We start from the raw sequence: 22,616 nt of genomic DNA on the forward strand, positions 1-22,616 counted from the left end.
TCCGCACCCTGTCGGGTTCGAATCCCAGCATATGGGTAGAAAAAAGCCCGTCACCGCGGGGGTAACGGGCTTCTCGTTTCAAATGGTGCCCCCAGCGGGATTCGAACCCGCGATATCCACCTTGAAAGGGTGGCGTCCTTGGCCGCTAGACGATGGGGACAGCGGGAAAGAGTATAGCAGACTTTTTTGTCGGCGCGTATATCGTTGGCAAACTGGAAAACCACCACACAGGAGCTGGCCCTCTCCCCCCGATCTTCAAAAATCTCAATCTATAACATCTGGGCGGGTAAATCGGCCTTATCTGTTACAGATTGAGACAAAATGCAGGCGTCGGGACGAACGTCTCAATCTGTAACAGTAAGACGACCTTTGGTGGTCTAGATGTTACAGATTGAGACAAACCGCTGGGACGGGTCAAAACCACCACAAAGATGCCTGTCCCTTTGTGGTGGCGGGGCGTTAGGGGAGGAGCTTCATCGCGGCGTCGTGGGCGGCGTGCTCGTAGGTGTCGTCGAGGGGCTTGAGCGGCAGCAGGGCGGCGGCCTGTGCATCGCCACGGCGCTCGAGGGCATGGGCGATGAGCCAGTCGGCGAGCTCGGGGTTCTTGGGCAGTGCCGGTCCGTGTAGGTACGTGCCGATGACGCCCTTGTAGATGAGGCCCTCAAAGCCGTCGTCGCCGTTGTTGCCGGTGCCCGTGACGACAGATGTTCCGAGCGGCGTGGCCTCTGCATCGAGCAGGGTGCGGCCGCCGTGGTTCTCGAACCCCACAAAGGGCTCGGGTGCCAGGTCGGTCTTGACGGCGACGTTGCCTATCAGGCGGTCGGAGCCGCGCACGGTCTCGGCGGCGATGACACCTAGACCCTCGATGCGATTCTCGCCCATATAGTACGAACGACCGAGCAGCTGATAGCTGCCGCAGATAGCGAGCAACGAGCCGCCGTCCTCAACATATGTCGCAACCTTGTCCTTTTGAGCGAGCAGCTCGTGTGCCACAGCCAACTGATCGCGGTCGGCACCGCCGCCCATCATGACGATGTCGGCGTCGGTAAGATCGAGCGTCTCGCCCATGCGGACCTCGTCCACGCGCGCGGGAATGCCGCGCCAGGCGCAGCGGCGCTCGAGGGCGATGACGTTGCCGCCGTCGCCATAGAGGTTGAGGGCATCGGGATACAGATAGACGATGCGCAGCGGGCGCGGAAGCTCGACCGGCGCAATATCGGTGGGGACGGCGCTGCCATCGGTGCGTGTTACGGCGCAGGAGGCAACCGAGCTCGCATCGGCGTCTTTAAGTCCGTCGAGCTCTTTGACCAGCGGCGGGAATGCCGTGTAATTGGCGACGGCGTAGAAGGTGTCATCGGCTGCCTCATCTGCCACGGCGCCGATCGCCTGCTCGATATTCGAGATGATGGCGGCGTCGATGCCGGCGTACTTCAGGCGCACCTGCATGTCGTGCGCGCGCGTACCCCCGGCAAAGGCGATAAGCCCTGGGGTATCGGCGATGCGCTCGAAGTCGACGTCGTAGATCCACGAGACATCGTGGCCGTCGGCGTCGTTGTCATTCAGGAAGAAGGCGCAGAGTCTGCCGCCTGCCGTTTTAATGGACTGGATCTGGCGATCGAAGCCCACGGGATTTTTGGCCAGGTTTGCCTCGACGGTGCGGCCGGCGATTTCCCAGCGGCCCATGCGTCCGCCGGCGGGGACGTAGGCATCGAGCGTGGGCTGCAGATGCGCTGCGTCCACGCCCAACTCGCGCGCCGCAAAGAAGGCGGCGGCAACGTTGTAGACCATGTACAGGCCGTTGTAGCGTGTGGCGATGTGCGTTGCGGGCGCTTTTGCCTCGGGTCCAAAGGTCAGGTCAAAGCCGTAGCCGTCGCAGCCGAGCTCAACGCCTGTCACGCGACGGACCAGCGCGGGGCGACTCCAACCGCACGAAGGACAATGATAGGCGCCGAGCTGGCCGTACTGCACATAGTCGTACTCCAGCGGCGCGTTGCATTGCGAGCAAAAACGCGAGTCGCTAATGCGATCGGACTCGGTGCCCGTGGCGCCGTCGATGCCAAAGGCGATGCTCACATTGGGGACGCGTGCGGCGATCGAGGCGCAGAGCGGGTCGTCGGCGTTATAGATGAGCGTCGTTGCCGGCGAAAGCTCCAACGCGTGGGCTATGACGTCCTGGGTGTGGTCGATCTCGCCGTAGCGGTCCAGCTGGTCGCGGAACAGGTTGAGCAGCACAAAGTAGGTCGGCTTGAGCTTGGGCAAGACGCGCACCGTGTAGAGCTCGTCGCACTCAAAGACGCCTACGCGCTTGCTGCTGGCGGCACGCTTAAGATCGCTGCGGCCCTCGAGCAGGGCACCCACCACGCCCGGCTCCATGTTGTTGCCGGCGCGGTTGCATACCACGGTGGCGCCGCTGGCGGCAACGGCGTCGGCGATGAGGTTGGAGGTGGTGGTCTTACCGTTGGTGCCGGTGACCACCACGCTGCAGTCGACAAGGCTCGCGAGGTCGCTTAGCAGCTCGGGGTCGATCTTCATGGCGATACGGCCGGGGAGTACGCCGCCCTGGCGCTTAAGGATGGAGCGCAGCCCCCAGCGGGCGATATCGCTCGAAGTGCAGGCGAGAGATGAGCGGAAGTTCATGAAGCCGTTCCTAACGTGAATGACATGGTCATGGCGATCGTGCCGTTAAAAGCCGTAACGGCGCGCAAATTCCTGGGCAAGCTGCGATACGTCTTCGCAAGCGCTGGCCCAGGGGGCAAAGTCGGGAGTATCCGAGATGATGCCGTCGGCCTCCCAAACTGCCTGATGCGAAAGGTCCCAGGGGTCGTGCGGTTCGGGCCGGCAGGGAAGGTACGGCGTCTGATACATGGGGTTCAGCAAAAAGAACGCGCCGCCCTCGCAGCGGTTGGCAAACTCACGCAGCGCGCGTGTCGCCGGGCGCATCTTGTTCGTTTTGAACAGCAGGATCGTGCGGGCGAGCAGGTACCAGGGGGAGTTCTCGAGGACATCGGCCCCCATCTGCTCCTCGAGCTGGTGGGCCAGGGCAAAAAAGCCGTCCTCGTCTTCCAGACGAGCGAGGGCGAGTAGCACGGTGCCGGCAGCTCGGGTGGGATAGCCTTCCGCCTTAAGAACACGGCGAGAATAGTTGACGGCAGCACGGTAGCGAGCGCTCGCCATGCACAGCTGCGAGATGGCCTCGAGCGTGTGGAGCCACCCGATAAGCGCCGGCTCGCTCACGGTGAGATCGGCCGCCGTCACGCCGTCTGCCAGCACCTTGTTGGTCCAGTAGTGCGGGGCCTCCATATCGAATCCGGGCACGCTTTGCCGTAAGTAATCGGCTGTGGTCGCCTCGAGCTTCATCAGGTCGCCCAGGCAGGCGTCGACGGGCGTGTCCGCCAAAATGATGGCAAGCAGCTGGGCATCGAAGACATACGCATCGACGCGGACGATCTTGAGCAGCTCATCGCGCATATCGTCGAACAGGCGGTTGCGCGTCTGCTCAAACTCCTCATCGCTGCCCATATCCTCGATACGATGGAGCTCGTCGAGCAGGTGGCGGTGAACACCGGCATAGGAAAGCAGTGCCTGGGCATGCTCGGTCTGCGCATACTTATGAGGGTTGACGCTTACGTCGTTATGGACAAGATCGCGTGCTGCATCGGTGAGTTCGGGGTGCGACGCAACGTAGGCGCGCTCCAGGTAGGCGGGGATGTAGACGCTCGGATCCATTAGAGGTCTCCTCCCTTAAACGGCAAGCCCTGCTCGGCCGCCCGCAGGATGCGCTCGTCGATCTGGGAACGCACGATATCGTTGGTGGCGACCCAGGCGGCAAAGCTGGCGTTGTCGGGGGCGCCCAAGCCCTCCTGCAGTACCGGCGTCGCTTCGGACAGCGCAAGGACAAGCTCGTCGGTGGAGCCCACGCCCACGTTGACGCGGGCATAGACGCCATCGGGAAACTCGGTTTGAAAGTAAAGCGCCTCGGCTGCGTGCGGGCACGAGCGCGCAAGGATGCGCAAGTAGTGTTCGGCGCCCTCGTAGTCCAGCTCGCGCCAGGCAGCGCTCATCAGCGCGATGAGCGTCCACGGGTCTAAGTCGCGCTCCGCGTCCTTGGGACGACGGCGCAGCGGCGTGTTGGCAAGATAGGGGACGGAGTGGGCAGAGCGAAAGCGTTTGAGCTCCTCGGCGGGGTATTCGAGTTTTGCCATGGCGAGCATCGCAGTGTGGCGGACACCGGCCGGATCGTTGGGGGCAAAGTCCAGGCTGCGGTTTGCGGTTTCGAGCGACAGGCGGTAACGGCCGCTAATGAGGGCGCGCGACGCAAGGGCGGCAAGCCAGCGCAGGTAGGGGCGGCGTGTAAGGTCGCCTGCGGCCTCGCGCTCGTAGGGGTCCTGCGCCGAGGCGATCTTGAGTGCCAGGTCGTGCTCGACTTCATCGCGCTTGGATACCAAGTACTGTACGTACTCCTCGTTGGAGTTAGCGGTGAGGGCGGTCAACATGCGCTGAGCGTCCCAGTTGGTCGGGTCGAGTGTGGCTGCCTCGCGAAGCATGTTTTCGGCAGCGGTCTCTTCTTGCTCTGCCTGGGTATCGTCAGGGATAAAGGGAATGCGGTAGTCGACAGCCTCGACTACCTTGGCAATCAGATGTCCGGCGCGGTCGCGGTCGTGCACGATGAGCGGCGCGGGGTTGCGGGTGAATTGTTCCATCAGACGCTCTACGGCAGGGCCGTCGGTGAGCGGGATATTGTCGCGGCGCAAGGCCTCAAGAACGAGGCGATGGCAATCTTCTTGAATGGGATCGAATGCCATGGGGCCTCCTTTGCTGCGGTTAGGGTTCAAATGTCTCTATATAAGGTTCTAGTTTACCCGCATGAGGCACATTGGGAGTGCCGCACTTGGACATGCACCTTTGCACCACGAAGACGGATGTCGCACAAATGTCGGCACCTTGGACGACCGAGTGGTATCACGGTGCCGCAAACGGTCGATTTTTGGCGGCGAACGGTGTGTCTTTTGGAGGGGCACAGTCCTGCCCTGGATATGTGGTCAACCTTGATAAAACGTTTGCCCAGCTTGGGAGTATGAATGCCGCATAAGGGTCTTCAGGGATAGAAAAAACGTTTCATCATTGTCGGCTTTCGGTAAATAACTGACCAACCAGAACGGTAAAATACTATTTGTCTGAGCGTTGAGACGTTTAGACATCGCGCATTGTCGTCGCCGGCAACGCGCAAAACGGTCCTAACGGAGCCAATCGGGTGCTCCGTTATATACGCAAGTCTAAGAGGGGCTTGTTTAGGAGGCACAGTATGGGACGTTTTACCAATCCTCGCGATCTGTACTTTGGTGAGGGCGCTCGCCACGAGGTGAAGAACCTCAAGGGCAGCAAGGCCATCATCGTGACCGGCGGCGGCTCCATGCGCCGCGGCGGTTTTTTGCAGGACGTCGAGGCCGACCTCAAGGAGGCCGGTTTCGAGGTCAAGCTGTTCGAGGGCGTCGAGTCCGATCCGTCCGTCGAGACGGTCATGAAGGGCGCCGAGGCCATGACCGAGTTCCAGCCCGACTGGATTATCGCCATTGGCGGTGGCTCGCCCATCGATGCCGCTAAGGCTATGTGGCTGTTCTACGAGTATCCCGAGGAGACCTTCGAGGAGGCAGTCGTCCCGTTCTCCTTCCCGGAGCTCCGTCAGAAGGCTCACTTCTGCGCCATCTCCTCTACCTCCGGCACCGCTACCGAGGTCACCGCGTTCTCCGTCATCACCGACTACGCCAAGGGCATCAAGTACCCGCTGGCCGACTTCAACATCACCCCTGATGTCGCCATCGTCGACCCCGAGCTCACCTACACCATGCCCGCCAAGCTGTGCGCTCACACTGGTATGGACGCTCTGACTCACGCCATCGAGGCCTACGTTTCCACCGCTGGTTCCATGTACACCGACGCCAACGCCCTGCATGCTATCCGCGAGATCGTCGAGTGGCTGCCCAAGTCCTATCAGGGCGATCATGAGGCCCGCCAGCACATGCACGACGCCCAGTGCATCGCCGGCATCGCCTTCTCCTCGGGTCTGCTGGGCATTGTCCACTCCATGGCTCACAAGACCGGTGCCGCCTTTGAGGGCGACCACATCATCCACGGTTGCGCCAACGCCATGTACCTGGGCAAGGTCATCCAGTTCAACGCCAAGGACGCTCGCGCCAAGAGCCGCTACGCCTTCATCGCCAAGGAGATCCTGCACCTCGCCGGCGAGACCGAGGACGAGCTGGTCGAGGCTCTGGTCCAGGAGATTCGCGACCTCAACGACAAGCTCGACATCCCGCAGGGCATCAAGAACTACGGTGCCAAGGGCGTGAAGGCCGACGAGTCCATCATCGATTACGATGAGTTCGAGGCTAAGAAGCACGACGTTGCCGCCAACGCCATCCTCGACGCCTGCACGGGCTCCAACCCGCGCCAGCCGTCTCAGGAGGAGATGGAGCAGCTGCTCGAGTGCGTCTACACCGACACCCCGGTCACGTTCTAATCGGCACACATTGTTCTGATAAGGGTCTCGCGCTCTGTGCGCGGGACCCTTTTTCTATGGTGCAATCTAACCTGTCCTCAATGCGCCAAGTTGCCACAAGGGGACAGGTGGCTTTGCACCAATCGTTGTTTGATGAAGGGCGGATTCTCGTATGGCGCTTCCTATGGTTTATGGCGGTCCCGGCCGGTATGTTCAGGGGCCGGGCGAACTTTCGCGTCAGGGCAGATATTTGTCATGGTTGGGCTGCGCTGCCTATGTCTTGTTTGACCAGGGCACCGAGGATCGGCTGTGCAGGCAGATCGTCGATGGATTTCTGGACGAAGATCTAAGCGAGCCGTTCTTTAAGATTTACAACGGCCCGTGTACGGAAGAGGCCGTTGTCGAAATGGCTAAGGAGGCCCAGTCTGAGTATTGCGACATGGTGGTGGGTATTGGCGGCGGCAAGATGCTCGATATCGCCAAGGCCGTTGCGTTTTATGCCGAGTTGCCGTTGTGCGTATGCCCCACGGCGGCTTCGATGGACGGTCCGTGCAGCGCGATTTCGGTGCTGTATCACGAGGATGGGTCGTTCGACCGCTATCTGATGCTCGAAAAGAATCCAGATTTGGTTGTGGTCGATACCGGCGTGGTCGCGGCAGCCCCGCTGCGTATGACGGTCGCTGGCATGGGCGACGCACTGGCAACGTATTTCGAGGCGCGTTCGTGCGCCGCGGCGCACGGCGCTAACGGGCACGGTGGCGCGCCGGGACACTTGGCCTTGGTTGCGGCTCGTGCCTGCTATGACACACTCATGGAGTGCGGCGTCGCTGCCAAGCGCGATCTTAAAAAGGGTCGTATATCGCCGGCGGTTGAGCGCCTGATCGAGTGCAATATTCTGCTCTCGGGTGTTGGCTTTGAGAGCGGTGGCCTAGCGCTTGCCCATGCCATCGCCAACGGCCTGACGATTCTGCCCGAGTGCAAGGCCATGCACGGTGAGGCCGTGGCATTTGGCCTGGTGGTGCAGCTTCGTTTGGAGCGCGCACCCGAGCTTGATCAGGTGCTCGAGTTTTGCCGGCGCGTTGGTCTGCCGACGACACTCGAGGAGCTGGGCCTTGGCGAGATTTCCGATGCCGACCTGCTGAGCGTTGCGGACGCAACTTTTAAGAACGAGCGCAATATGGCTAACGAACAGGCCAAGGTGACCAAACAAAAGCTCGTGCAGCTCATGTGCGAGGCATAGCTTGGCGCTTGATTGACCTTGTGCAATCGAGGCGGCGATAGGCTATTTGTCTCAAAGATGCGCCGCGTGTAATTTGCCCGAGGCGTGGGCCGATGGCGTATCATTATCTCTTGCTTGTTTGCACTGCTCAGGGAGGGGCCGCGCATGGCGCAGGAACACGATCTGTTTGATGACATTATCGAGATCAGCAAGGGTTTCGACTTTCTTAAAAACCCACTTGGCGGCGTGACCGATGCGCTCGATCCGTCGGCGCCGCAGTGGAATCCCGCCGACTATAAGGAGCGTCCGCGCGGCAACACCATTCCGTGCCTGACCTGCAAAAACGAAAAGAGCGGCTGCTCCGCGTGCATGGATGTGTGCCCGGTCAACGCTATCGAGGTCGAGGAAGACTCCATCGAGATTCTCGACTCCTGCCGCAAGTGCGGCCTGTGCGCCGCTGCCTGTCCGACCGAGGCAATCATCTCGCCGCGCCTGGCGCCCAAAAACCTGTATGACGACATTGTCTCGGCGGCAACGAGCCACGAGACCGCCTACGTTACCTGCACGCGCGCCCTCAAGCGCATGCCGCGCGAGAACGAGGTCGTCGTTGCCTGCGTGGGCGATATTACGGCCGAGACCTGGTTCTCGGTACTGGCGGACTATCCCAACGTGAGCGTGTACCTTCCGCTGGGCGTGTGCGATAAATGCCGCAACACCGGCGGCGAGGATATCCTGGGCGAAGCGATTGCGAAGGCTGAGGAGTGGTCTGGCACGGGTATGGGCCTGGAGGTCGACCCCAAGAACCTCAAGTGCCATAAGCTTCGCGAGTACGAGCGCAAGGAGTACATGGAAAAGATTGCCCGCACGACGGGTCTGACGGTGACCAAGCTCAACCCGGCGACGGCGGCGCTGGCCTCGGTGACGCAGAAGCTGAAGGCCCATCGCCATCAGATTACCCAGCTGGAGCGCACGCTCAACACCATGTGCGGCACCACGACGGCAAAGCGTCGCCGTTCGCTCACGCATGGGCGGCAGCTGGTGCTTTCGACACTGCAGAACCATCCCGAGCTTGCCCAGAACATGCAGGTGAGCACGCCGGAGTGCGATTTTGACAAGTGCACGTCGTGTGGCGAGTGCGTCAATGTATGCCCCACGTTCGCCTGCGATTTGGTGGGAAGCGGCCGCTTCGCGTTGGAGTCCACGTATTGCTTGGGCTGCGGTGCCTGTGTCAAGGTTTGTCCCGAACATGCGCTCAAGCTGGTCGAACACGATGCGTCCAACTTGGTTGTCGTCGACCCCGAAGCCGAGGAAAAGGCCGCTCAGAAGGCCAAAGCCCACGAAGAGGCCCAAAAGGTAAAAGCCGAGGCGAAGGCCAAGCTCGACAAGATGCTCGACCAGGTGGAGAAGCTCGCGGACTAGCCAGCTACCCCAATCTCTGCTTCATTTGCGCCGCCGCGGTGTCCGGATTCGCCCGGATGCTGCGGCGGCGCTATACTTATGCAGTTTGAAGTACCTGTACCAAAAGGAGCTGTCGTGTCCCTTTCCATCGGTATCGTGGGCCTGCCCAACGTGGGCAAGTCGACGCTGTTCACCGCGCTTACCAAAAAGACCGGCCTTGCCGCCAACTACCCGTTCGCCACGATCGACCCCAACGTGGGTATCGTCGATGTGCCCGATAGCCGCCTGCAAAAGCTTGCTGACATTGTCAACCCTGGCCGCATTGTGCCGGCTACGGTCGAGTTTGTCGACATCGCGGGCCTGGTGAAGGGTGCCAACGAGGGCGAGGGCCTGGGCAACCAGTTCTTGGCAAACATTCGCGAGACCGACGCTATCTGCGAGGTCGTGCGCTATTTTAAGGATCCCAACGTCATGCGTGAGGTGGGTCGCACGGGCGAGTTCGTCGATCCCGCCGGCGATGCCGACACCATCATGACCGAGCTTATCCTGGCCGACATGGGCACGCTCGAGAAGCAGCTGCCTAAGCTCGAGAAGGAGGCCAAGCGCGACAAGGAGCTCATGCCCAAGTTTGAGGTCGCCAAGCGCCTGCTCGCCTGGCTCAACGAGGGCAAGCGCGCCGCGTCCATGGAGATGACCGACGAGGAGCGCGCCGCTGCCAAGGGCCTGTTCCTACTCACCATGAAGCCCATCTTGTATGTGGCCAACGTGGACGAGGACATGCTCAACGAGGACCTGGCGCCCATCGATGGCGTCAAGCCACTGCCGATCTGCGCCAAGATCGAGGCCGAGCTTTCCGAGCTCGATCCCGAGGATGCGGCCGACTACCTGGAGAGCCTGGGCCTGGAGCAGCCCGGCCTGGACGTGCTCGCGCAGGCAGCCTACAAGCTGCTCGGTCTGCAGTCGTTCTTTACGGCTGGCGAGATGGAGGTCAAGGCCTGGACGGTGCGTCAGGGCGCGACCGCCCCGCAGGCCGCCGGTGTCATCCATACCGACTTTGAGCGCGGCTTTATTAAGGCCGAGGTCATTGGCTATGATGACTACATCGAGCTCGGTGGCGAGCAAGGCGCCAAGGCTGCTGGCAAGCTGCGCATCGAGGGCAAAGAGTATGTCATGGCCGATGGCGACGTCGTGCACTTCCGCTTTAACGTGTAAGGACGGCGAGCATGTTTAAATATGGAAAAAAAGCTGGCTACATGGGCATCGCGCTGCTGGTGCTTGCAGTGCTTCCGCTGGTGGTCGCAGCGTTTGTAATCCCCAACATTGGTCCCGAGGTGGCAACAAAGTTTAATGCCGCCGGTGAGGTGACGCGCTGGGGCAAGAGCTATGAGCTGCTGGCGCTGCCGGTACTCAACCTGCTGCTGAGCGTGGCGACGTACTTTACGGCGGGACGCCAGGCAAAGAATAACGAGGACTCCGCCGCCATGGCGCGCATCGTGTGCGAGCGCTACCTGCGAAACGGCTGCATCACGGGCGTATTCCTCAACGTAATTAACGTCTACTTTATGTATTCGGCGATTACCGGCACAGGCTTTGGCCTGGGCTTTTAGCTTGCGCCTTTAGGCAACGAGCCTGCAAGCATATTCGATGGCTGCTGCGAGGCCGCCGCTCGATCGTGGTTGAAAGACCACATCGGCGGCGGCCTCGTTTTCGTATCCGGCACCGCGAAGGCAGAGCGCGATACCGGCTTCCAAGAGAAGGGGTAGGCCACACTGGCTGGTTGCTATTACGGCAGCCTGATTGAGTGAGCAGCCGTGCGCTTGGCATTGGATGGCAAGTTCACCTTGCGCCGGGCAAGGGACCAAAACGGCGGCGACGCGACTTGATAGCAATGCAAATGCTGTGCGCTCATCGGGCGAAAGGCATTCTGCTTCAACGACGACGAGCTTGGGCGGTGCGCTGTTTGTGCGAAGCGTGGCTCGGTACATGCGGACCGAAGAACCCGACATAGAAAACTCCTGTATATTGGGCAAAACGTAAACTATAGTTTACGTTTTTGTTTTGCTCCATTTCAAACTCGTCTGCATGAACGAACATGCGAAACAGATTCTTGGCGAGCGAGTCGAGCGGACGCGCAAGGCCCTTGGTATCTCCAAGGTCGATTTTTGCGTGGCGGTTGGAATCAGCCGACCTTATCTCGATCAAATCGAAAGCGGAACGGCAAACAGCACGCTCGAGATTTTATTTAAACTTGCGCCCGCGCTTGGCATGACGGTGTCAGAGCTTCTCGAGGGCATTGAGTAGGCGTTTTTGCTAGATTTTTCGTTTGCTGAACGGGTCCCCCCGACGGCGGCGTGCAAAAACCCGAGTATTCAGCATCCCTCAATAAATTGACAGCAACCGAAGGCGCAAATACGATGCTTGCTGTTTTGGATTATCCACAAAATTCATTATTATGAGGAATAATAGACGCGTGGGACGAGCCTATCGAACCGAAAAGCGATTTACAGCTAGCGGTTTTAACGTTTCCGGAAGGGGCGGGTGCTGAAAACTCCGCTTTTTGCACGTTCCGAGAGGTACCACGTGCCCTACAAGGCCCAAAGAGGCGGATTTTGTTTTAGCTACACCATCGGGATGCGGTCATGGTTGACTTGGCTGTAGAACAGGCGCTGAATCTCGGCCGCATCACGTGACTGGCCGAGCGCCCACATGGTCTTGGCCACGAGCGTTTCGGTGGTCATATCGTCGCCGCGTAAAATACCCGGATGGTCGGCGTAGGCACGGCCGACCTCATAAACACCCAGATCGAGGCCCTCTTCGGGGACCTGTGTGGTCATAACGACGGTGCGACCCGAATCGACCCAGCGGAAAATTGCCTCCTGGAATGACTCGCCGGACTCGCCAAACTCGGGAATACCGCCAATGCCAAAGGTCTCCAGAATTACGGCGTCGTAGCTATCGGTCAGGGCGTCCAATATGCCTGGATTCACGCCGGGCGTGAGCTTAAGGACAAACACGCGCGGGTCGATACTGTCGTAGAAACGAACCGGGCTCTCATTCTGGTGGGTGCCGTGGAGCCCGTTGCGCACGATGCGGTCGTTGCGGATGTAGGCAATGGGCGGATAGTTGACGCTAATGAACGCGTTAAAGCTCATGGTGCGCTGCTTGCGGGCGCGCGTGCCGGCTATGGCCACACCGCCAAACACGATTGAGACGTCGTGCGAATGCTCGTCAAGCGCATAGAGCAGGCTCTGGTACAGATTGAGCTTGGCATCGGTAAAGGGGTTGCCCATGGGCTTTTGCGAGCCGGTGAGCACGATGGGCTTGGGGCTGTCCTGAATCAGGTAAGAAAGCGCCGCCGCGGTGTAGCTCATGGTGTCGGTGCCGTGCAGAATCACGAAGCCGTCGTGGTCAGCATAACCCTCGACGATGACGTCGCGGATCCGCATCCAGTCACTCGGGCGCATATTGGTGCTGTCGATGTTCATGGGCTGCACCACGTCGAGCTCGCAGAGGCCCGAGATCTCGGGGACGCTCTGGGCGAGCTCCTCACCGGTCAGGGCGGGGGAGAGGCCGTTGCCGTCCTCGGTCGATGCGATGGTGCCGCCCGTGGCGATGAGAAGGATGCGCTTCATGTTGGTGTTCCTATCGTATTTGCCGCCCCAGAGGCGGAGTCGTTCGGCAGTATTGTGGCACAGGGTGTCCAATGTTCAAACGTATTACATCATCTGTAACGTTTGGTAACACTTCAATTGCCGTCAAATAGGGGCCCAGGTCGTGCGTTTGCCGTGCGCTGATGGCTGCGAGGGACGAGAAACCCCATATAACGTGTACACTATGAAAGTTATTCTCGTTTATTCGCGCGGGTGGGCATCGGCTCCCCGCCAACAAGAGGGGGAAACCATGGATCAAAAGGCTTCCGCAAAGGTCCTCGTACTCGACTTTGGCGCGCAGTACGGTCAGCTCATTGCCCGTCGCGTCCGCGACCTCAACGTGTATTCCGAGATTGTTCCCTGCGACATCTCGGCCGATGAGATTCGCGAGATGAACGCCTCTGCGCTCATCCTTTCCGGCGGCCCGGCCTCCGTGTATGCCGAGGACGCTCCGTCCATCGATCCTGCCATCTTTGACCTGGGCCTTCCCGTCCTGGGCTTCTGCTACGGCCATCAGATCACGGCCGTGACGCTCGGCGGCAAGGTCGGCCACTCAGAGGTGGGCGAGTACGGCCGTGCTACCATCACACGCACGGCCGGCGCCAAGCTCTTTAACTCTACGCCCATGAAGCAAACCGTGTGGATGAGCCACCGCGACGCCGTGTCCGAGGTGCCCGAGGGCTTTACCGTTACCGCCAGCACCGACGTGTGCCCGGTTGCCGCCATGGAGTGCCCCGAGCGCAAGATTTTCACCACGCAGTTCCACCCCGAGGTCAAGCACTCCGAGTACGGTCAGCAGCTGCTGAGCAACTTCCTGTTTGAGATCTGCGGCCTGGAGCCCAACTGGAGCATGGACAACCTGGTCGAGACCATGACGGCCGAGTTCCGCGAGAAGGTCGGCGACGACCGCGTGATTCTGGCCCTGTCCGGTGGCGTCGACTCCTCCGTCGTGGCTGCGCTGGGCGCTCGCGCCGTGGGCAAGCAGATGACCTGTGTGTTCATCAACCACGGCCTGCTGCGCAAGGGCGAGCCCGAGCAGGTGGAGGAGGTCTTCACCAAGCAGTTCGATGTCGACTTTATCCACGTTCACGCCGAGGACCGTTATGCCGAGCTTCTGGCCGGCGTGACCGAGCCCGAGGAGAAGCGCCGCATCATCGGTACTCAGTTCTGGAAAGAGTTCTTCGCCGTGGCGCAGCAGCTCGAGACCGATGGCAAGCCGGTCAAGTATCTGGCTCAGGGCACCATCTACCCCGACATCATCGAGTCCGGCGCTCGCAAGACGGGCGGCAAGACGGCCACCATCAAGAGCCATCACAACCTGATCCCGTTCCCCGAGGGCGTACACTTCGACCTCATTGAGCCGCTTGATCACTTCTTTAAGGACGAGGTCCGCGCGCTTGGTCTGGCACTGGGCCTGCCGGGTCATATCGTGTTCCGTCAGCCTTTCCCGGGCCCGGGTCTGGCCATCCGCATCATCGGTGCGGTCGACAAGGAGAAGCTCGAGATCCTCAAAAACGCCGATGCCATCGTGCGCGAGGAGCTGGATGCCTACAACCAGCGCCTGTTTGAGCAGACCGGCGAGCGCAACTCCGAGCACAGCTGCTGGCAGTATTTCGCGGTCCTGCCCGACATCAAGTCCGTTGGCGTTATGGGCGACGAGCGCACCTATCAGCGCCCGATCATCCTGCGTGCCGTCGAATCCAGTGATGCCATGACCGCCGACTGGGCCAAGCTGCCCTACGATGTGCTGGCCCGCATTTCCGGCCGCATCGTTGCCGAGGTCCCCGGCGCCAACCGCGTGTGCTACGACATTACGTCCAAGCCGCCCGCGACCATCGAGTGGGAGTAGTCGAAAGGCTATTTCGAGGCGTCGAATTTCCGTCCGCTGAGTACCGCAGAGTGTCGCAGCGTACGGAAGAAACGCAAAGCCCCCAGCAACTTGGGGGAATAAATTGAGCGAGATACCCCCGATTTCCACTTGAAATCGGGGGTATTTTTTATGCTTTGACCTGCTGTTTTAGGAAGTTTTACTCCTAATTGCCGTACAGGGCGGACATGGCGGCACCCCACGGACGGGGAGTAAAAGGTTTGTTGGGGGAGTAAATTGTCCCAGTCGCCTGTCCCAGTGGGGCAAAACGGACCCCAAAACTCAACTGAAACTCAACGGGGCGAAATATGGTGGCTTTTCAGCAAAACCGCAGGTCAACAATGGGGAGTAAAAAATTACTCCCCCAAGCGATTTTATCGGCTTTAACCCACTTCGAATGGTGGGTTTCGGGCATAAGAAAAGCAGGTGTTTCACTCCCAATTGCGGGGGTAAAGCCACCTGCTCGCGTTTCAGTAAATATTTACTCCTAGAATTTGGCCTTCCAGTCGGCGTATTCCTCCGGCGTGATCTCTCCGGATTCCAGCTCGTTTCGCTTTGCGGCCCAGGCCTTGAGCATCTGGGCCGTCTTGGGCGCCTTCTCGGCAGACGCGTCGATAGAAAGACCAGAGCCATCCTCAGCGGGCACGATGCCGAACTCGTCCTCCAGCTGCAGAAGGAGGCCCAGGAGGTCTCGGGCGTTCTCTACCCCGAAGTCCTTCAGGGCAAGCGGGGAGATATCGAGGGCTTCGGCAATGGCCTCCACCTGAGGCTGCTTGGGGGTCCTGAAATCCGTCTCGTAGTGGCGGATCGCACCCTCCGAGACGCCGATCCTCTCGCCCAGTTCTCCCTGGTAGAGCCCGCGCAGCTTGCGGTAGTACCTGATCTTCTCGCCAGTCGTCATCTTCCCTCCTGAAAATCTAAACCTCGTAATTCTAGCACCGTACGCAAACGTACGCAATTTCTTGACAGTACGAAAGCGTACGATTATGATTCGCTCATATCAAACGTACGTAATCGTACGATATTAGGAGGACAAATGAACCAGGAAGAAAACAGGCCCACCATGCTCAACGCCGAGCAGGTCGCACAGAGGCTGAACATGTCGAAAGGGTTCGCCTACAAGATCATCCAGGAGATGAACGAGGAGCAGATCAAGAAGGGTCGCGCGGTGGTCAAGGGCCGCGTCCGCTCCGACCACTTCGAGGCAAGATTCTTTGCCGGTGATGAAGATGCCCGTATATAGAAGCGAGAACGGGACGTTCTACTCCCAGTGCTTCTACCGCGACGGCAGGGGCGCGAAGCGGCACAAGGTCAAGAGGGGCTTTGCCACCGAGCTCGAGGCGCTCATGTGGGAGAAGGACTTCCTTGCTGTCCACAACGGCACCATGGACATGCTCTTCGCGGACTTCGTCGACGTGTACGCCACCGAGATCAAGCCTCGAATCAGGGAGCACACCTGGCTGACCAAGGAGTACATGATCAAGGACAAGATCATCCCCTTCTTCGGGAAGATGAGGATGTCCGAGATCAAGCCCATCGACGTCGTCCGCTGGCAGAACCAGCTTATCGACCACAAGGACGCCAACGGGAAGCCGTACTCGGCCACCTACCTCAGAACCATCAACAACCAGCTGAACGCCATCTTCAACCATGCCGAGCGCTACTACGACCTGACGGGCAACCCGTGCAGGAAGGTAACGAAGATGGGCTCGAAGAAAGGCGGAGAGATGAACTTCTGGACGAAGCAGGAGTATCTGAGGTTCTCGGAGGCCATCATGGACAAACCTCTTTCCTTTTACGCTTTCGAGGTCCTCTACTGGACAGGTATCCGCTGTGGAGAGCTCCTCGCCCTCACCCCATCCGATTTCATCTTCGAGACCTCGGAGCTCAGCATCACGAAGTCGTATCAGCGTTTGAAGGGCATCGACACCATCACCGACCCGAAGACTCCGAACTCCGTGCGAAGGATCGCCATGCCCAAGTTCCTCGCCGAGGAGATGAAGGAGTACCTGGAAGACTTCAGAGACGACCTTGGTCCCCATGACCGCATCTTCGACGTGACGAAGTACTACCTGACGCACGAGATGGAGCGCGGATGCAAGGAGTCCGGAGTCAAGAGGATCAGGGTCCATGACCTGAGGCACAGCCATGTCTCCCTGCTCATCGAGATGGGCTTCTCCGCGTTGGCGATCGCTGATCGCGTTGGCCACGAGAGCACCGATATCACCTACCGTTACGCCCACCTCTTCCCGAACAAACAGACCGAGATCGCCAACGCTCTTGAGTGCACCAAGGAGGGCTAGCCATGCCCTGCCCCAACTCTGCACGCAAGAGGTCGAAGACCATGGCTTTCAGGGTGAGCCCGGAGGAATACGAGCGGATCACCAATTTGGCCAAGTTGAGCGGGATGGACAAGCAAGATTTCATCATGGCCAAACTGATGGATCACGAGATAGTCGTAAGACCCTCTACGAGGGTCTACAAGGCCTTGAAAGACGCAATGGCGGAAATATACCAGCAACTGCTCAGAATCCGCGCAGGAGGCGAGCTGGACGCCTCAATGGAGGAAACTATCGGACTGCTGGCGAAGTTCTTTGACGGCCTTGCGCCAGCTGCAGACACCACCAGCAATATCGACCGAGAATACGAAAGTGTTTGGGATCTTGAGAGATACTAGGGTGTCCGTTGGTAGGGACAAGGTGCCATCGTACTCATCGTAAAATTCTTCTGGCATTGATACACAACGACAGGGGTTTGGCATATGAATTTCAATGCGTGCGTAAGGCCCGAAACCATCAGCAGCCCAACTAGCTTGGCGCATCCTTTTGGACGCGCCAAGCTAGTTATCCCCAATCAAAAGAACGATTATGGGAAGAATGAATCCGCCACGCTCGAAGACCTGTATGGGATGGAATTTGTAGCGGCCTACGTCCTTTGTAACGCTTACGCAAACGGTGAAGCGAAACCTCAGGCCGTTTTATTTCGATTTGAGAACTGCGATGTTCTGCTTAAAGTTAATCGGTGTTCAGGTTGTTTAGAGATGCAATTGGAAGCTCTTGATCTTCGAGCAATCCGTTATTCAGTCCCACTCAATCAAGATTGCTATTACTGGCAACTCGACTATAGTTCCTTGCATTTAACTGGGAATACCCTGATTTCTTTCAAGCTCAAACTGGACTCATCAAGCAACGATGCACAACGAGCTGAGTTTAACCTTGGAAATGGGAGGATAATCTTTGAAGCAAATCGCCTTTACATCATCGATACGTAGTAGTAAAGGACTTCGCTTGCCGGCAGTCTTTCCTCGTAAATCTCCAGGCCATTTTGAAGGTTAACCTGACTTGAATCAATTTTAAAATGCAGCCTGCTTGATCGCGTTTCCGACGGAAGGATCAATGCGGAACAAGTATCTAAGCAATACTCCTCACCGGTTTTTGGGTTGATTAAATGAGAAAGCAGCATCGTATACACAAGTTGCTTGTAATCAACATCGTCAACAGAAGAGTAGTACTTGGCATCAAAGATGCACTGCAACCCATCGTCTAAAAGATAGTAATCTGGCTCCATGGTTTGGCCGGGGCTTGCAATATTTAACGCATAGTATGCTTTATTAAAATCGGAAGGTCCCGTTGGCGAGTCCGACAAACAAAGTTGTCCATTACAAACTCCCTGAAAACGAGAACGTAAATACGATAAGGCAGCGCTCTCCCAGATTTTTTCAAACGAGTAATGCTTCAAGTAATATGGGCCGCCTATATTGGTCCCACTAAAAAAGGAAATGAGAGCATCAATCAGATCAATTTTTGTGTCAAGAAACGAGCGATTGCGTTCCTCCAATAACTTCCCGATAACATAGTCCTTATTCTCGAGAAGATTACGATTCGGATAATGAGAAAAGCTTTCACCCTCAAACAAAAAACCAAACCGAGAAAGCGTATACCCAATAACGAAAGACATACACTCCGTAATCAAGGTCTCAACGTTTTTTGTGGCCCTGTATCTTAAAGGCTTGAATCTTCACTCTAAATGCAACGCATCGCAGCGAACAGCGGCCCACGGCCCTCGGTAGAATGGTGTTTGCCTAGAACATCATACGAAAGAGGGGACCATGGGCCACCACATCCATCTTACACTACACGAGCGCGAGGACATCATGATCATGCGCCGGGACGGGAAGGGCGTCTCCGAGATCGCCCGCGCCATAAGGCGCGACAAGTCGACCGTCTCCCGCGAGCTGAGCCGTAACTCGTGCGCCCGGTCCTACCGCGCCTCGACCGCCCAAAGGCGCTACGACGAGCGCAGGAAGGCGTGCCGCCGACGGGCCATCCTCGACGACGGGCATGTGTTCGACCTGGTCAGGGAAAAGTTCCTGGAGCAGCAGTGGTCCCCCGAGCAGATAGAGGGGCGCCTCGCCTTGGAGATGGGCAGGAGCCCCGTGAGCGACACCACGATCTACCGCGGCATACACGCGGGCAGGTTCGACGGCTGCATCGGCGGCCGCAAGGCCAAAAGGAGGCTCAGGCATAGGGGCAAGCGCCGCCGGGGGCCCGATGAGCGCCGCGGCAGGATCCCGATCACGCACGAGATCTCCGAGCGGCCGCAGGCGGCCGAGCTCCGCAGCGAGCCCGGGCATTGGGAGGGGGACACGGTCGCCGGCAAGGCGGGCGGCGCATGCCTGCTGACGCTCGTGGACCGCAGCGACGGCTTCCTCGTGGGCGGCAAATGCCGGCGCAAGACGGCGGAGTGCGTGCGGGCGAGGATGCCGTCGTCGCTCGCGGGCCAGCCCCTGGCGTCGGTGACGCTGGACCGGGGCAAGGAATTCGCCGCCCATGCCCAGGTCACCGACGAGATCGGGGTGGAGTTCTACTTCGCCCTGCCCCACCATCCATGGCAGCGGGGCACCAACGAAAACACCAACGGGCTCCTGCGGGAGTACTTCCCGAAAGGCGAGTCCTTAGACGATGTCAGCGAAAGGCGGGTGCTGGAGGTGTACGATAAGCTCAACCGCAGGCCGCGCAAACGCCTGGGCTACCGAACACCGTACGAGATTCACTACTCCGAGGTGTTGCATTTGATTTGAAGATTCAAGCTATAATCTTTCTTGCTTAAATAGCAGGCGAAAGCGAAGGAGCTCCTATGGTCACCAAGGATGATGCGTGTTGGATAATCGGCCTTTCCGCAGGTGCGGGCATTGGCGTATATCTTGATGGCGGCTGGGGCGTCGATGCGCTTGTCGGGCGTGAGACCAGGGCTCATAACGACATCGACCTGTTCGTTCAGCGCGGGGATTACCAAAGGTTCGTGGATCTAATTGCTGATGAGGGGTTTTCCGAGGTGGCTGCATCTTTCACCACCGAAGATCACACGGTGTGGCAAGACGAGGCGGGGCGCATCGTCGACCTGCATTGCTTCGATTTCGCCGAGAATGGCGATATTCTGTATCAGGGAGATCGTTTTCCCGGGGAGGTCTTTTCGGGGAGGGGGCGCATCGGCGAGGTGGAGGTGTCGTGCATCGACCCCGAAAGCCAGCTGTTGTTTCACTTGGGCTATCAGCATGACGAGCACGACGTCCACGATGTCATGCTCCTATGCCGTGAGTACGGTTTCGACGTTCCCGAAGAATATCGCTAGCTGTTGCTTTTTGCATCGGGTCACGACTTCAGCGCTTGCCGCAGATGCGCTGCGCCAGACCGCCCTGGACATCACGCCACGCCGTATATGGCCCTCCGCGCACGCGAGTCCCATTTCGCCTGCTTGATCCAGTACTCGTAGAACGGATAGGGGGTCACCTTGTACTGGCGCCAGGTCTTCTCGTACGTGCCGCGGGCCGCCTGCCTCACTATGAGCTCGGCGAGCTCGTCCGCGCTCCTGCGGACCTTGAAGCACCACGTCCACTTGAACCAGGCGAGGTAGTTCTCGAGGCGTCTCGTGGAGACGCCCCGGAACCTGCCGATGAAGTGCCTCATCTGGGAGTGGAGGCTGTTCACCCTGTTGATGGCGTGCTCCTCCCTCTTGCTGGCGATGTGCGCGCCGACGCCGAGGGCGGGCAGGACGCGGCGGTACACGTGCGCACGGTCCGTCGAGATTATCGCGCCGACCGCGAGCTTGTCGGCGAGCAGCTCCCTGGCTGCCGCCTCGTCGAGGCCGCCCCTCCCCGCAATCTCGTAGAAGATGTCGCCGGCGTCGTTGATGCCGGTGAGCACGCATATCTTCTCGTGCCCGTCGGTTCCCTGCGACCTTGTGCGGGGCTTCCTGGGCATGCCGGACTCCGACCTGGAGCGGTTTCCCTTGAAGCTCTCCCTGAAGAAGCACTCGTCGAGCTCGGCCCCGCCGCCGGCCTCCACGCGGAAGGCGGGCATGCGCTTGGCCATGGCCTCGAGCAGCCTGTGGCGCATGAAGAACGCCGTCTTGAGGCACACGCCGCACTTTTCCGCCGACTCGCGCAGCGGGAGCATGTCCACGTGGCACTCCGCGAACCTCATCCAGGCCGACCTGTCGAGCTTGGTGGTGGAGAAGATGCGCATGGTGGCGTCGGTGAAGGTCCTGGCGCACCCTCGGCAGAGGAACCGCTGACGGCCGCGCCCGTCTCGCCCCCTCTTCACGTAATGCGGGGAGCCGCACCAGGGGCAGGCTCTGTCGGGATCGTCTTCCGCCCCCTCGCTTGCCGCGAGTTCGAAAAGCTCCGCGTCTATCAGCGCCTTGAGCGATCTCAGGACCCTGCTCTTCTCGGCAGCCGTCATCTGCGGGAGGAACTGCCTCGTCAGCTGGGTGAGCACGTCTTCCATTGCAACCTCCATCTTTCCTGATGATGGAATTGTCGCAATTGGGGGTCCTGCTGCGTGTACTGTGCATAGGACACTTATCCAAAGCGGTCTAACACAACGGTCCTAATGGACATGGTGCTTGCAAACGTAAATTTAGAATGTCATCTGTAAGATTCCGTTTAGCAACCAAGCAGCAGTGGGAGGGATTCTAAGGAGATCAGCTGGGACAAATTGTCCCAGAGTTCCTCCATATAGCTGAATGTTCCTAAGGCGGTTATTAAAGGTGGGATAATTGATGAGATGTGTAAAGCGCATCGCTAAGAGAAAGACCGCACATGAGCAATTTTGAAATCATCCCGGTATCGAGTGCCGGCACACTCGACATAAGCCCAGCCTCCAATGAACTTTCGATTCTCGATTCCTTCGAAGCCCTGGAATTCGAATTCGACGACGCGGTAGACAAGGCGAGTAGGCTGGACTATGGGATCGCCGCAGGAAGCGGCTTGTTGACCGGGCTGCTCAGCGTGTTTCTCGGCAAGCCTCTATCTATCGAAGAGGCAGCGAAGATCGGTGGTAAGGAAGCCGACAAGATTGTCATAGACGCAGCGAGGGCCTTCGGCTGCGACCTTCCAAACGATAAGGCCATATTCGACAAGGACGGCAGATGCAGCACCGAAGTCCTGGCCAAGGCAATCAAGTTCTTGGAAGACAAATTCCCAATTCCTCAGGACAAGCTTACCCCTGAGTTCGGAGGAGGGCTTCAGCACCACCTTCGAGATTTCTCACACCATCCTACCGTTCTCGGCCTCTTCTTCTCCATCCTCGGCCAATTTACGGGCACGGGCTACGGCACCGACACGGACGGCAACTTCATCAAGCTGTTGTTCCCCGAAAACGCCCTTGTAGGGAAGAACGTCCCCGAGAAGATCGCCATCGGTACGTTCAATTGGCTGTTCCACCTTGTCAGCGACATAGACGGGTCGAACCAAAAGGCCGGCAAGGGAACCGGCATCCCGGGGCCCATTCTGTCCATGCTAAAAGAGCTTTCTTCCACGCCGCTGTTCAAGAACGTTAAGGTCAACTACAAGGAAAGCGAGATCTCGTTCTCGAAATGGGTCTCCAAGCTGTTCAATGGCACCTACTTCAAGGATTCGGAAGGAAAGCCTGTCCGCTTCGACTTCAGGACGGAGATGGGCTTGGCCACGCAATTGCTGGAGCAGTC

At 58.9% G+C, this 22,616-nt stretch carries 21 protein-coding genes and 1 tRNA gene; 14 read left to right on the forward strand and 8 right to left on the reverse strand.

Annotated elements, in window-relative coordinates:
• Window positions 1–83: 83 nt before the first annotated feature.
• The 4 genes from ACQRC0_RS07925 to ACQRC0_RS07940 form a co-directional block, all read right to left on the reverse strand.
• A tRNA-Glu gene (locus ACQRC0_RS07925) sits at window positions 84–160 on the reverse strand.
• A gap of 299 nt (window positions 161–459) precedes the next feature.
• Complete coding sequence (locus ACQRC0_RS07930; RefSeq protein ID WP_427729125.1) at window positions 460–2,637, reverse strand: MurT ligase domain-containing protein; 2,178 nt, start codon at window positions 2,635–2,637, stop codon at window positions 460–462.
• A 45-nt stretch (window positions 2,638–2,682) separates the two neighbouring features.
• Entirely contained in the window at window positions 2,683–3,726 is a 1,044-nt protein-coding gene (locus ACQRC0_RS07935; RefSeq protein ID WP_427729127.1) for a hypothetical protein, read from the reverse strand.
• Window positions 3,726–4,802: a hypothetical protein gene (locus tag ACQRC0_RS07940; RefSeq protein ID WP_427729129.1), complete on the reverse strand. Its 1,077-nt coding sequence runs from the start codon at window positions 4,800–4,802 to the stop codon at window positions 3,726–3,728. Before ACQRC0_RS07940 ends, ACQRC0_RS07935 begins: the two co-directional genes overlap by 1 nt.
• A gap of 500 nt (window positions 4,803–5,302) precedes the next feature.
• Between ACQRC0_RS07940 and ACQRC0_RS07945 the strand changes: the two genes are divergently transcribed.
• The 6 genes from ACQRC0_RS07945 (at window position 5,303) to ACQRC0_RS07970 (ending at window position 11,414) form a co-directional block, all read left to right on the forward strand.
• Window positions 5,303–6,517, forward strand: a complete 1,215-nt coding sequence (locus ACQRC0_RS07945) for an iron-containing alcohol dehydrogenase (protein WP_117794788.1) — start codon at window positions 5,303–5,305, stop codon at window positions 6,515–6,517.
• A 151-nt stretch (window positions 6,518–6,668) separates the two neighbouring features.
• Window positions 6,669–7,736 (forward strand): glycerol dehydrogenase, encoded by a 1,068-nt coding sequence (locus tag ACQRC0_RS07950; RefSeq protein ID WP_427729131.1) that lies wholly within the window; start codon window positions 6,669–6,671, stop codon window positions 7,734–7,736.
• Window positions 7,737–7,880: 144 nt separating this feature from the next.
• The gene (locus tag ACQRC0_RS07955; protein ID WP_427729133.1) at window positions 7,881–9,134 is read left to right on the forward strand and encodes a 4Fe-4S binding protein; all 1,254 of its coding nucleotides are present in this window, start codon (window positions 7,881–7,883) and stop codon (window positions 9,132–9,134) included.
• A gap of 114 nt (window positions 9,135–9,248) precedes the next feature.
• Window positions 9,249–10,325, forward strand: a complete 1,077-nt coding sequence (gene ychF, locus ACQRC0_RS07960) for a redox-regulated ATPase YchF (RefSeq protein ID WP_089572784.1) — start codon at window positions 9,249–9,251, stop codon at window positions 10,323–10,325.
• Between the two features lie 11 nt (window positions 10,326–10,336).
• Entirely contained in the window at window positions 10,337–10,720 is a 384-nt protein-coding gene (locus ACQRC0_RS07965) for a DUF1648 domain-containing protein (protein WP_427719441.1), read from the forward strand.
• Window positions 10,721–11,195: 475 nt separating this feature from the next.
• Entirely contained in the window at window positions 11,196–11,414 is a 219-nt protein-coding gene (locus ACQRC0_RS07970; protein WP_427719445.1) for a helix-turn-helix domain-containing protein, read from the forward strand.
• Between the two features lie 317 nt (window positions 11,415–11,731).
• Here ACQRC0_RS07970 and ACQRC0_RS07975 read toward each other — a convergent pair whose 3' ends face one another.
• Window positions 11,732–12,745, reverse strand: a complete 1,014-nt coding sequence (locus ACQRC0_RS07975; RefSeq protein ID WP_154517941.1) for an asparaginase — start codon at window positions 12,743–12,745, stop codon at window positions 11,732–11,734.
• A 268-nt stretch (window positions 12,746–13,013) separates the two neighbouring features.
• Between ACQRC0_RS07975 and guaA the strand changes: the two genes are divergently transcribed.
• The gene (gene guaA, locus ACQRC0_RS07980) at window positions 13,014–14,612 is read left to right on the forward strand and encodes a glutamine-hydrolyzing GMP synthase (protein ID WP_427729135.1); all 1,599 of its coding nucleotides are present in this window, start codon (window positions 13,014–13,016) and stop codon (window positions 14,610–14,612) included.
• Between the two features lie 505 nt (window positions 14,613–15,117).
• Here the strand turns inward: guaA and ACQRC0_RS07985 are convergent.
• Complete coding sequence (locus ACQRC0_RS07985; protein ID WP_427729137.1) at window positions 15,118–15,531, reverse strand: helix-turn-helix domain-containing protein; 414 nt, start codon at window positions 15,529–15,531, stop codon at window positions 15,118–15,120.
• Window positions 15,532–15,666: 135 nt separating this feature from the next.
• On the opposite strand from ACQRC0_RS07985, the gene ACQRC0_RS07990 reads away from it, so the two are divergent.
• From ACQRC0_RS07990 to ACQRC0_RS08005, 4 genes are all read left to right on the forward strand, one after another.
• Window positions 15,667–15,873, forward strand: coding sequence for a hypothetical protein (locus ACQRC0_RS07990; RefSeq protein WP_024963414.1), 207 nt, complete (start codon window positions 15,667–15,669; stop codon window positions 15,871–15,873).
• A complete protein-coding gene (locus tag ACQRC0_RS07995) occupies window positions 15,854–16,933 on the forward strand; it encodes a site-specific integrase (RefSeq protein WP_241688558.1) in 1,080 nt (359 codons plus the stop codon). Before ACQRC0_RS07990 ends, ACQRC0_RS07995 begins: the two co-directional genes overlap by 20 nt.
• 2 nt (window positions 16,934–16,935) lie before the next feature.
• The gene (locus tag ACQRC0_RS08000) at window positions 16,936–17,307 is read left to right on the forward strand and encodes a plasmid mobilization protein (protein WP_058985406.1); all 372 of its coding nucleotides are present in this window, start codon (window positions 16,936–16,938) and stop codon (window positions 17,305–17,307) included.
• Window positions 17,308–17,391: 84 nt separating this feature from the next.
• Window positions 17,392–17,901 (forward strand): hypothetical protein, encoded by a 510-nt coding sequence (locus ACQRC0_RS08005; RefSeq protein ID WP_427729139.1) that lies wholly within the window; start codon window positions 17,392–17,394, stop codon window positions 17,899–17,901.
• Here the strand turns inward: ACQRC0_RS08005 and ACQRC0_RS08010 are convergent.
• Complete coding sequence (locus ACQRC0_RS08010) at window positions 17,883–18,587, reverse strand: hypothetical protein (RefSeq protein WP_427729141.1); 705 nt, start codon at window positions 18,585–18,587, stop codon at window positions 17,883–17,885. The genes ACQRC0_RS08005 and ACQRC0_RS08010 overlap by 19 nt on opposite strands.
• A 151-nt stretch (window positions 18,588–18,738) precedes the next feature.
• On the opposite strand from ACQRC0_RS08010, the gene ACQRC0_RS08015 reads away from it, so the two are divergent.
• Together ACQRC0_RS08015 and ACQRC0_RS08020 are read left to right on the forward strand one after the other, a co-directional pair.
• Window positions 18,739–19,710: an IS30 family transposase gene (locus tag ACQRC0_RS08015; RefSeq protein ID WP_373205034.1), complete on the forward strand. Its 972-nt coding sequence runs from the start codon at window positions 18,739–18,741 to the stop codon at window positions 19,708–19,710.
• Between the two features lie 56 nt (window positions 19,711–19,766).
• Window positions 19,767–20,261 carry a nucleotidyltransferase domain-containing protein gene (locus ACQRC0_RS08020; RefSeq protein ID WP_039689008.1) on the forward strand — a complete coding sequence of 165 codons (495 nt, stop codon included), beginning with the start codon at window positions 19,767–19,769 and terminating at the stop codon, window positions 20,259–20,261.
• Between the two features lie 71 nt (window positions 20,262–20,332).
• On the opposite strand, the gene ACQRC0_RS08025 is transcribed toward ACQRC0_RS08020, so the two are convergent.
• The gene (locus ACQRC0_RS08025) at window positions 20,333–21,415 is read right to left on the reverse strand and encodes an IS1595 family transposase (RefSeq protein WP_158553197.1); all 1,083 of its coding nucleotides are present in this window, start codon (window positions 21,413–21,415) and stop codon (window positions 20,333–20,335) included.
• 314 nt (window positions 21,416–21,729) lie between these two features.
• On the opposite strand from ACQRC0_RS08025, the gene ACQRC0_RS08030 reads away from it, so the two are divergent.
• The coding region (locus ACQRC0_RS08030; protein WP_427729143.1) for a hypothetical protein at window positions 21,730–22,616 on the forward strand (887 nt) is incomplete at its 3' end.

Origin of the sequence: Collinsella sp. SGI.033, assembly GCF_050315135.1 — a bacterium.
In the GTDB taxonomy this organism is placed as follows: Bacteria; Actinomycetota; Coriobacteriia; order Coriobacteriales; family Coriobacteriaceae; genus Collinsella.

What these genes read in the sequence shown, in the direction of transcription:
- ACQRC0_RS07930 (WP_427729125.1), bottom strand. Translation starts at nt 2,637, where the DNA reads ATGAACTTCCGCTCATCTCTCGCCTGCACTTCGAGCGATATCGCCCGC.
- ACQRC0_RS07935 (WP_427729127.1), bottom strand. Translation starts at nt 3,726, where the DNA reads ATGGATCCGAGCGTCTACATCCCCGCCTACCTGGAGCGCGCCTACGTT.
- ACQRC0_RS07940 (WP_427729129.1), bottom strand. Translation starts at nt 4,802, where the DNA reads ATGGCATTCGATCCCATTCAAGAAGATTGCCATCGCCTCGTTCTTGAG.
- ACQRC0_RS07945 (WP_117794788.1), top strand. Translation starts at nt 5,303, where the DNA reads ATGGGACGTTTTACCAATCCTCGCGATCTGTACTTTGGTGAGGGCGCT.
- ACQRC0_RS07950 (WP_427729131.1), top strand. Translation starts at nt 6,669, where the DNA reads ATGGCGCTTCCTATGGTTTATGGCGGTCCCGGCCGGTATGTTCAGGGG.
- ACQRC0_RS07955 (WP_427729133.1), top strand. Translation starts at nt 7,881, where the DNA reads ATGGCGCAGGAACACGATCTGTTTGATGACATTATCGAGATCAGCAAG.
- ACQRC0_RS07965 (WP_427719441.1), top strand. Translation starts at nt 10,337, where the DNA reads ATGTTTAAATATGGAAAAAAAGCTGGCTACATGGGCATCGCGCTGCTG.
- ACQRC0_RS07970 (WP_427719445.1), top strand. Translation starts at nt 11,196, where the DNA reads ATGAACGAACATGCGAAACAGATTCTTGGCGAGCGAGTCGAGCGGACG.
- ACQRC0_RS07975 (WP_154517941.1), bottom strand. Translation starts at nt 12,745, where the DNA reads ATGAAGCGCATCCTTCTCATCGCCACGGGCGGCACCATCGCATCGACC.
- guaA (WP_427729135.1), top strand. Translation starts at nt 13,014, where the DNA reads ATGGATCAAAAGGCTTCCGCAAAGGTCCTCGTACTCGACTTTGGCGCG.
- ACQRC0_RS07985 (WP_427729137.1), bottom strand. Translation starts at nt 15,531, where the DNA reads ATGACGACTGGCGAGAAGATCAGGTACTACCGCAAGCTGCGCGGGCTC.
- ACQRC0_RS07990 (WP_024963414.1), top strand. Translation starts at nt 15,667, where the DNA reads ATGAACCAGGAAGAAAACAGGCCCACCATGCTCAACGCCGAGCAGGTC.
- ACQRC0_RS07995 (WP_241688558.1), top strand. Translation starts at nt 15,854, where the DNA reads ATGAAGATGCCCGTATATAGAAGCGAGAACGGGACGTTCTACTCCCAG.
- ACQRC0_RS08000 (WP_058985406.1), top strand. Translation starts at nt 16,936, where the DNA reads ATGCCCTGCCCCAACTCTGCACGCAAGAGGTCGAAGACCATGGCTTTC.
- ACQRC0_RS08005 (WP_427729139.1), top strand. Translation starts at nt 17,392, where the DNA reads ATGAATTTCAATGCGTGCGTAAGGCCCGAAACCATCAGCAGCCCAACT.
- ACQRC0_RS08010 (WP_427729141.1), bottom strand. Translation starts at nt 18,587, where the DNA reads ATGTCTTTCGTTATTGGGTATACGCTTTCTCGGTTTGGTTTTTTGTTT.
- ACQRC0_RS08015 (WP_373205034.1), top strand. Translation starts at nt 18,739, where the DNA reads ATGGGCCACCACATCCATCTTACACTACACGAGCGCGAGGACATCATG.
- ACQRC0_RS08020 (WP_039689008.1), top strand. Translation starts at nt 19,767, where the DNA reads ATGGTCACCAAGGATGATGCGTGTTGGATAATCGGCCTTTCCGCAGGT.
- ACQRC0_RS08025 (WP_158553197.1), bottom strand. Translation starts at nt 21,415, where the DNA reads ATGGAAGACGTGCTCACCCAGCTGACGAGGCAGTTCCTCCCGCAGATG.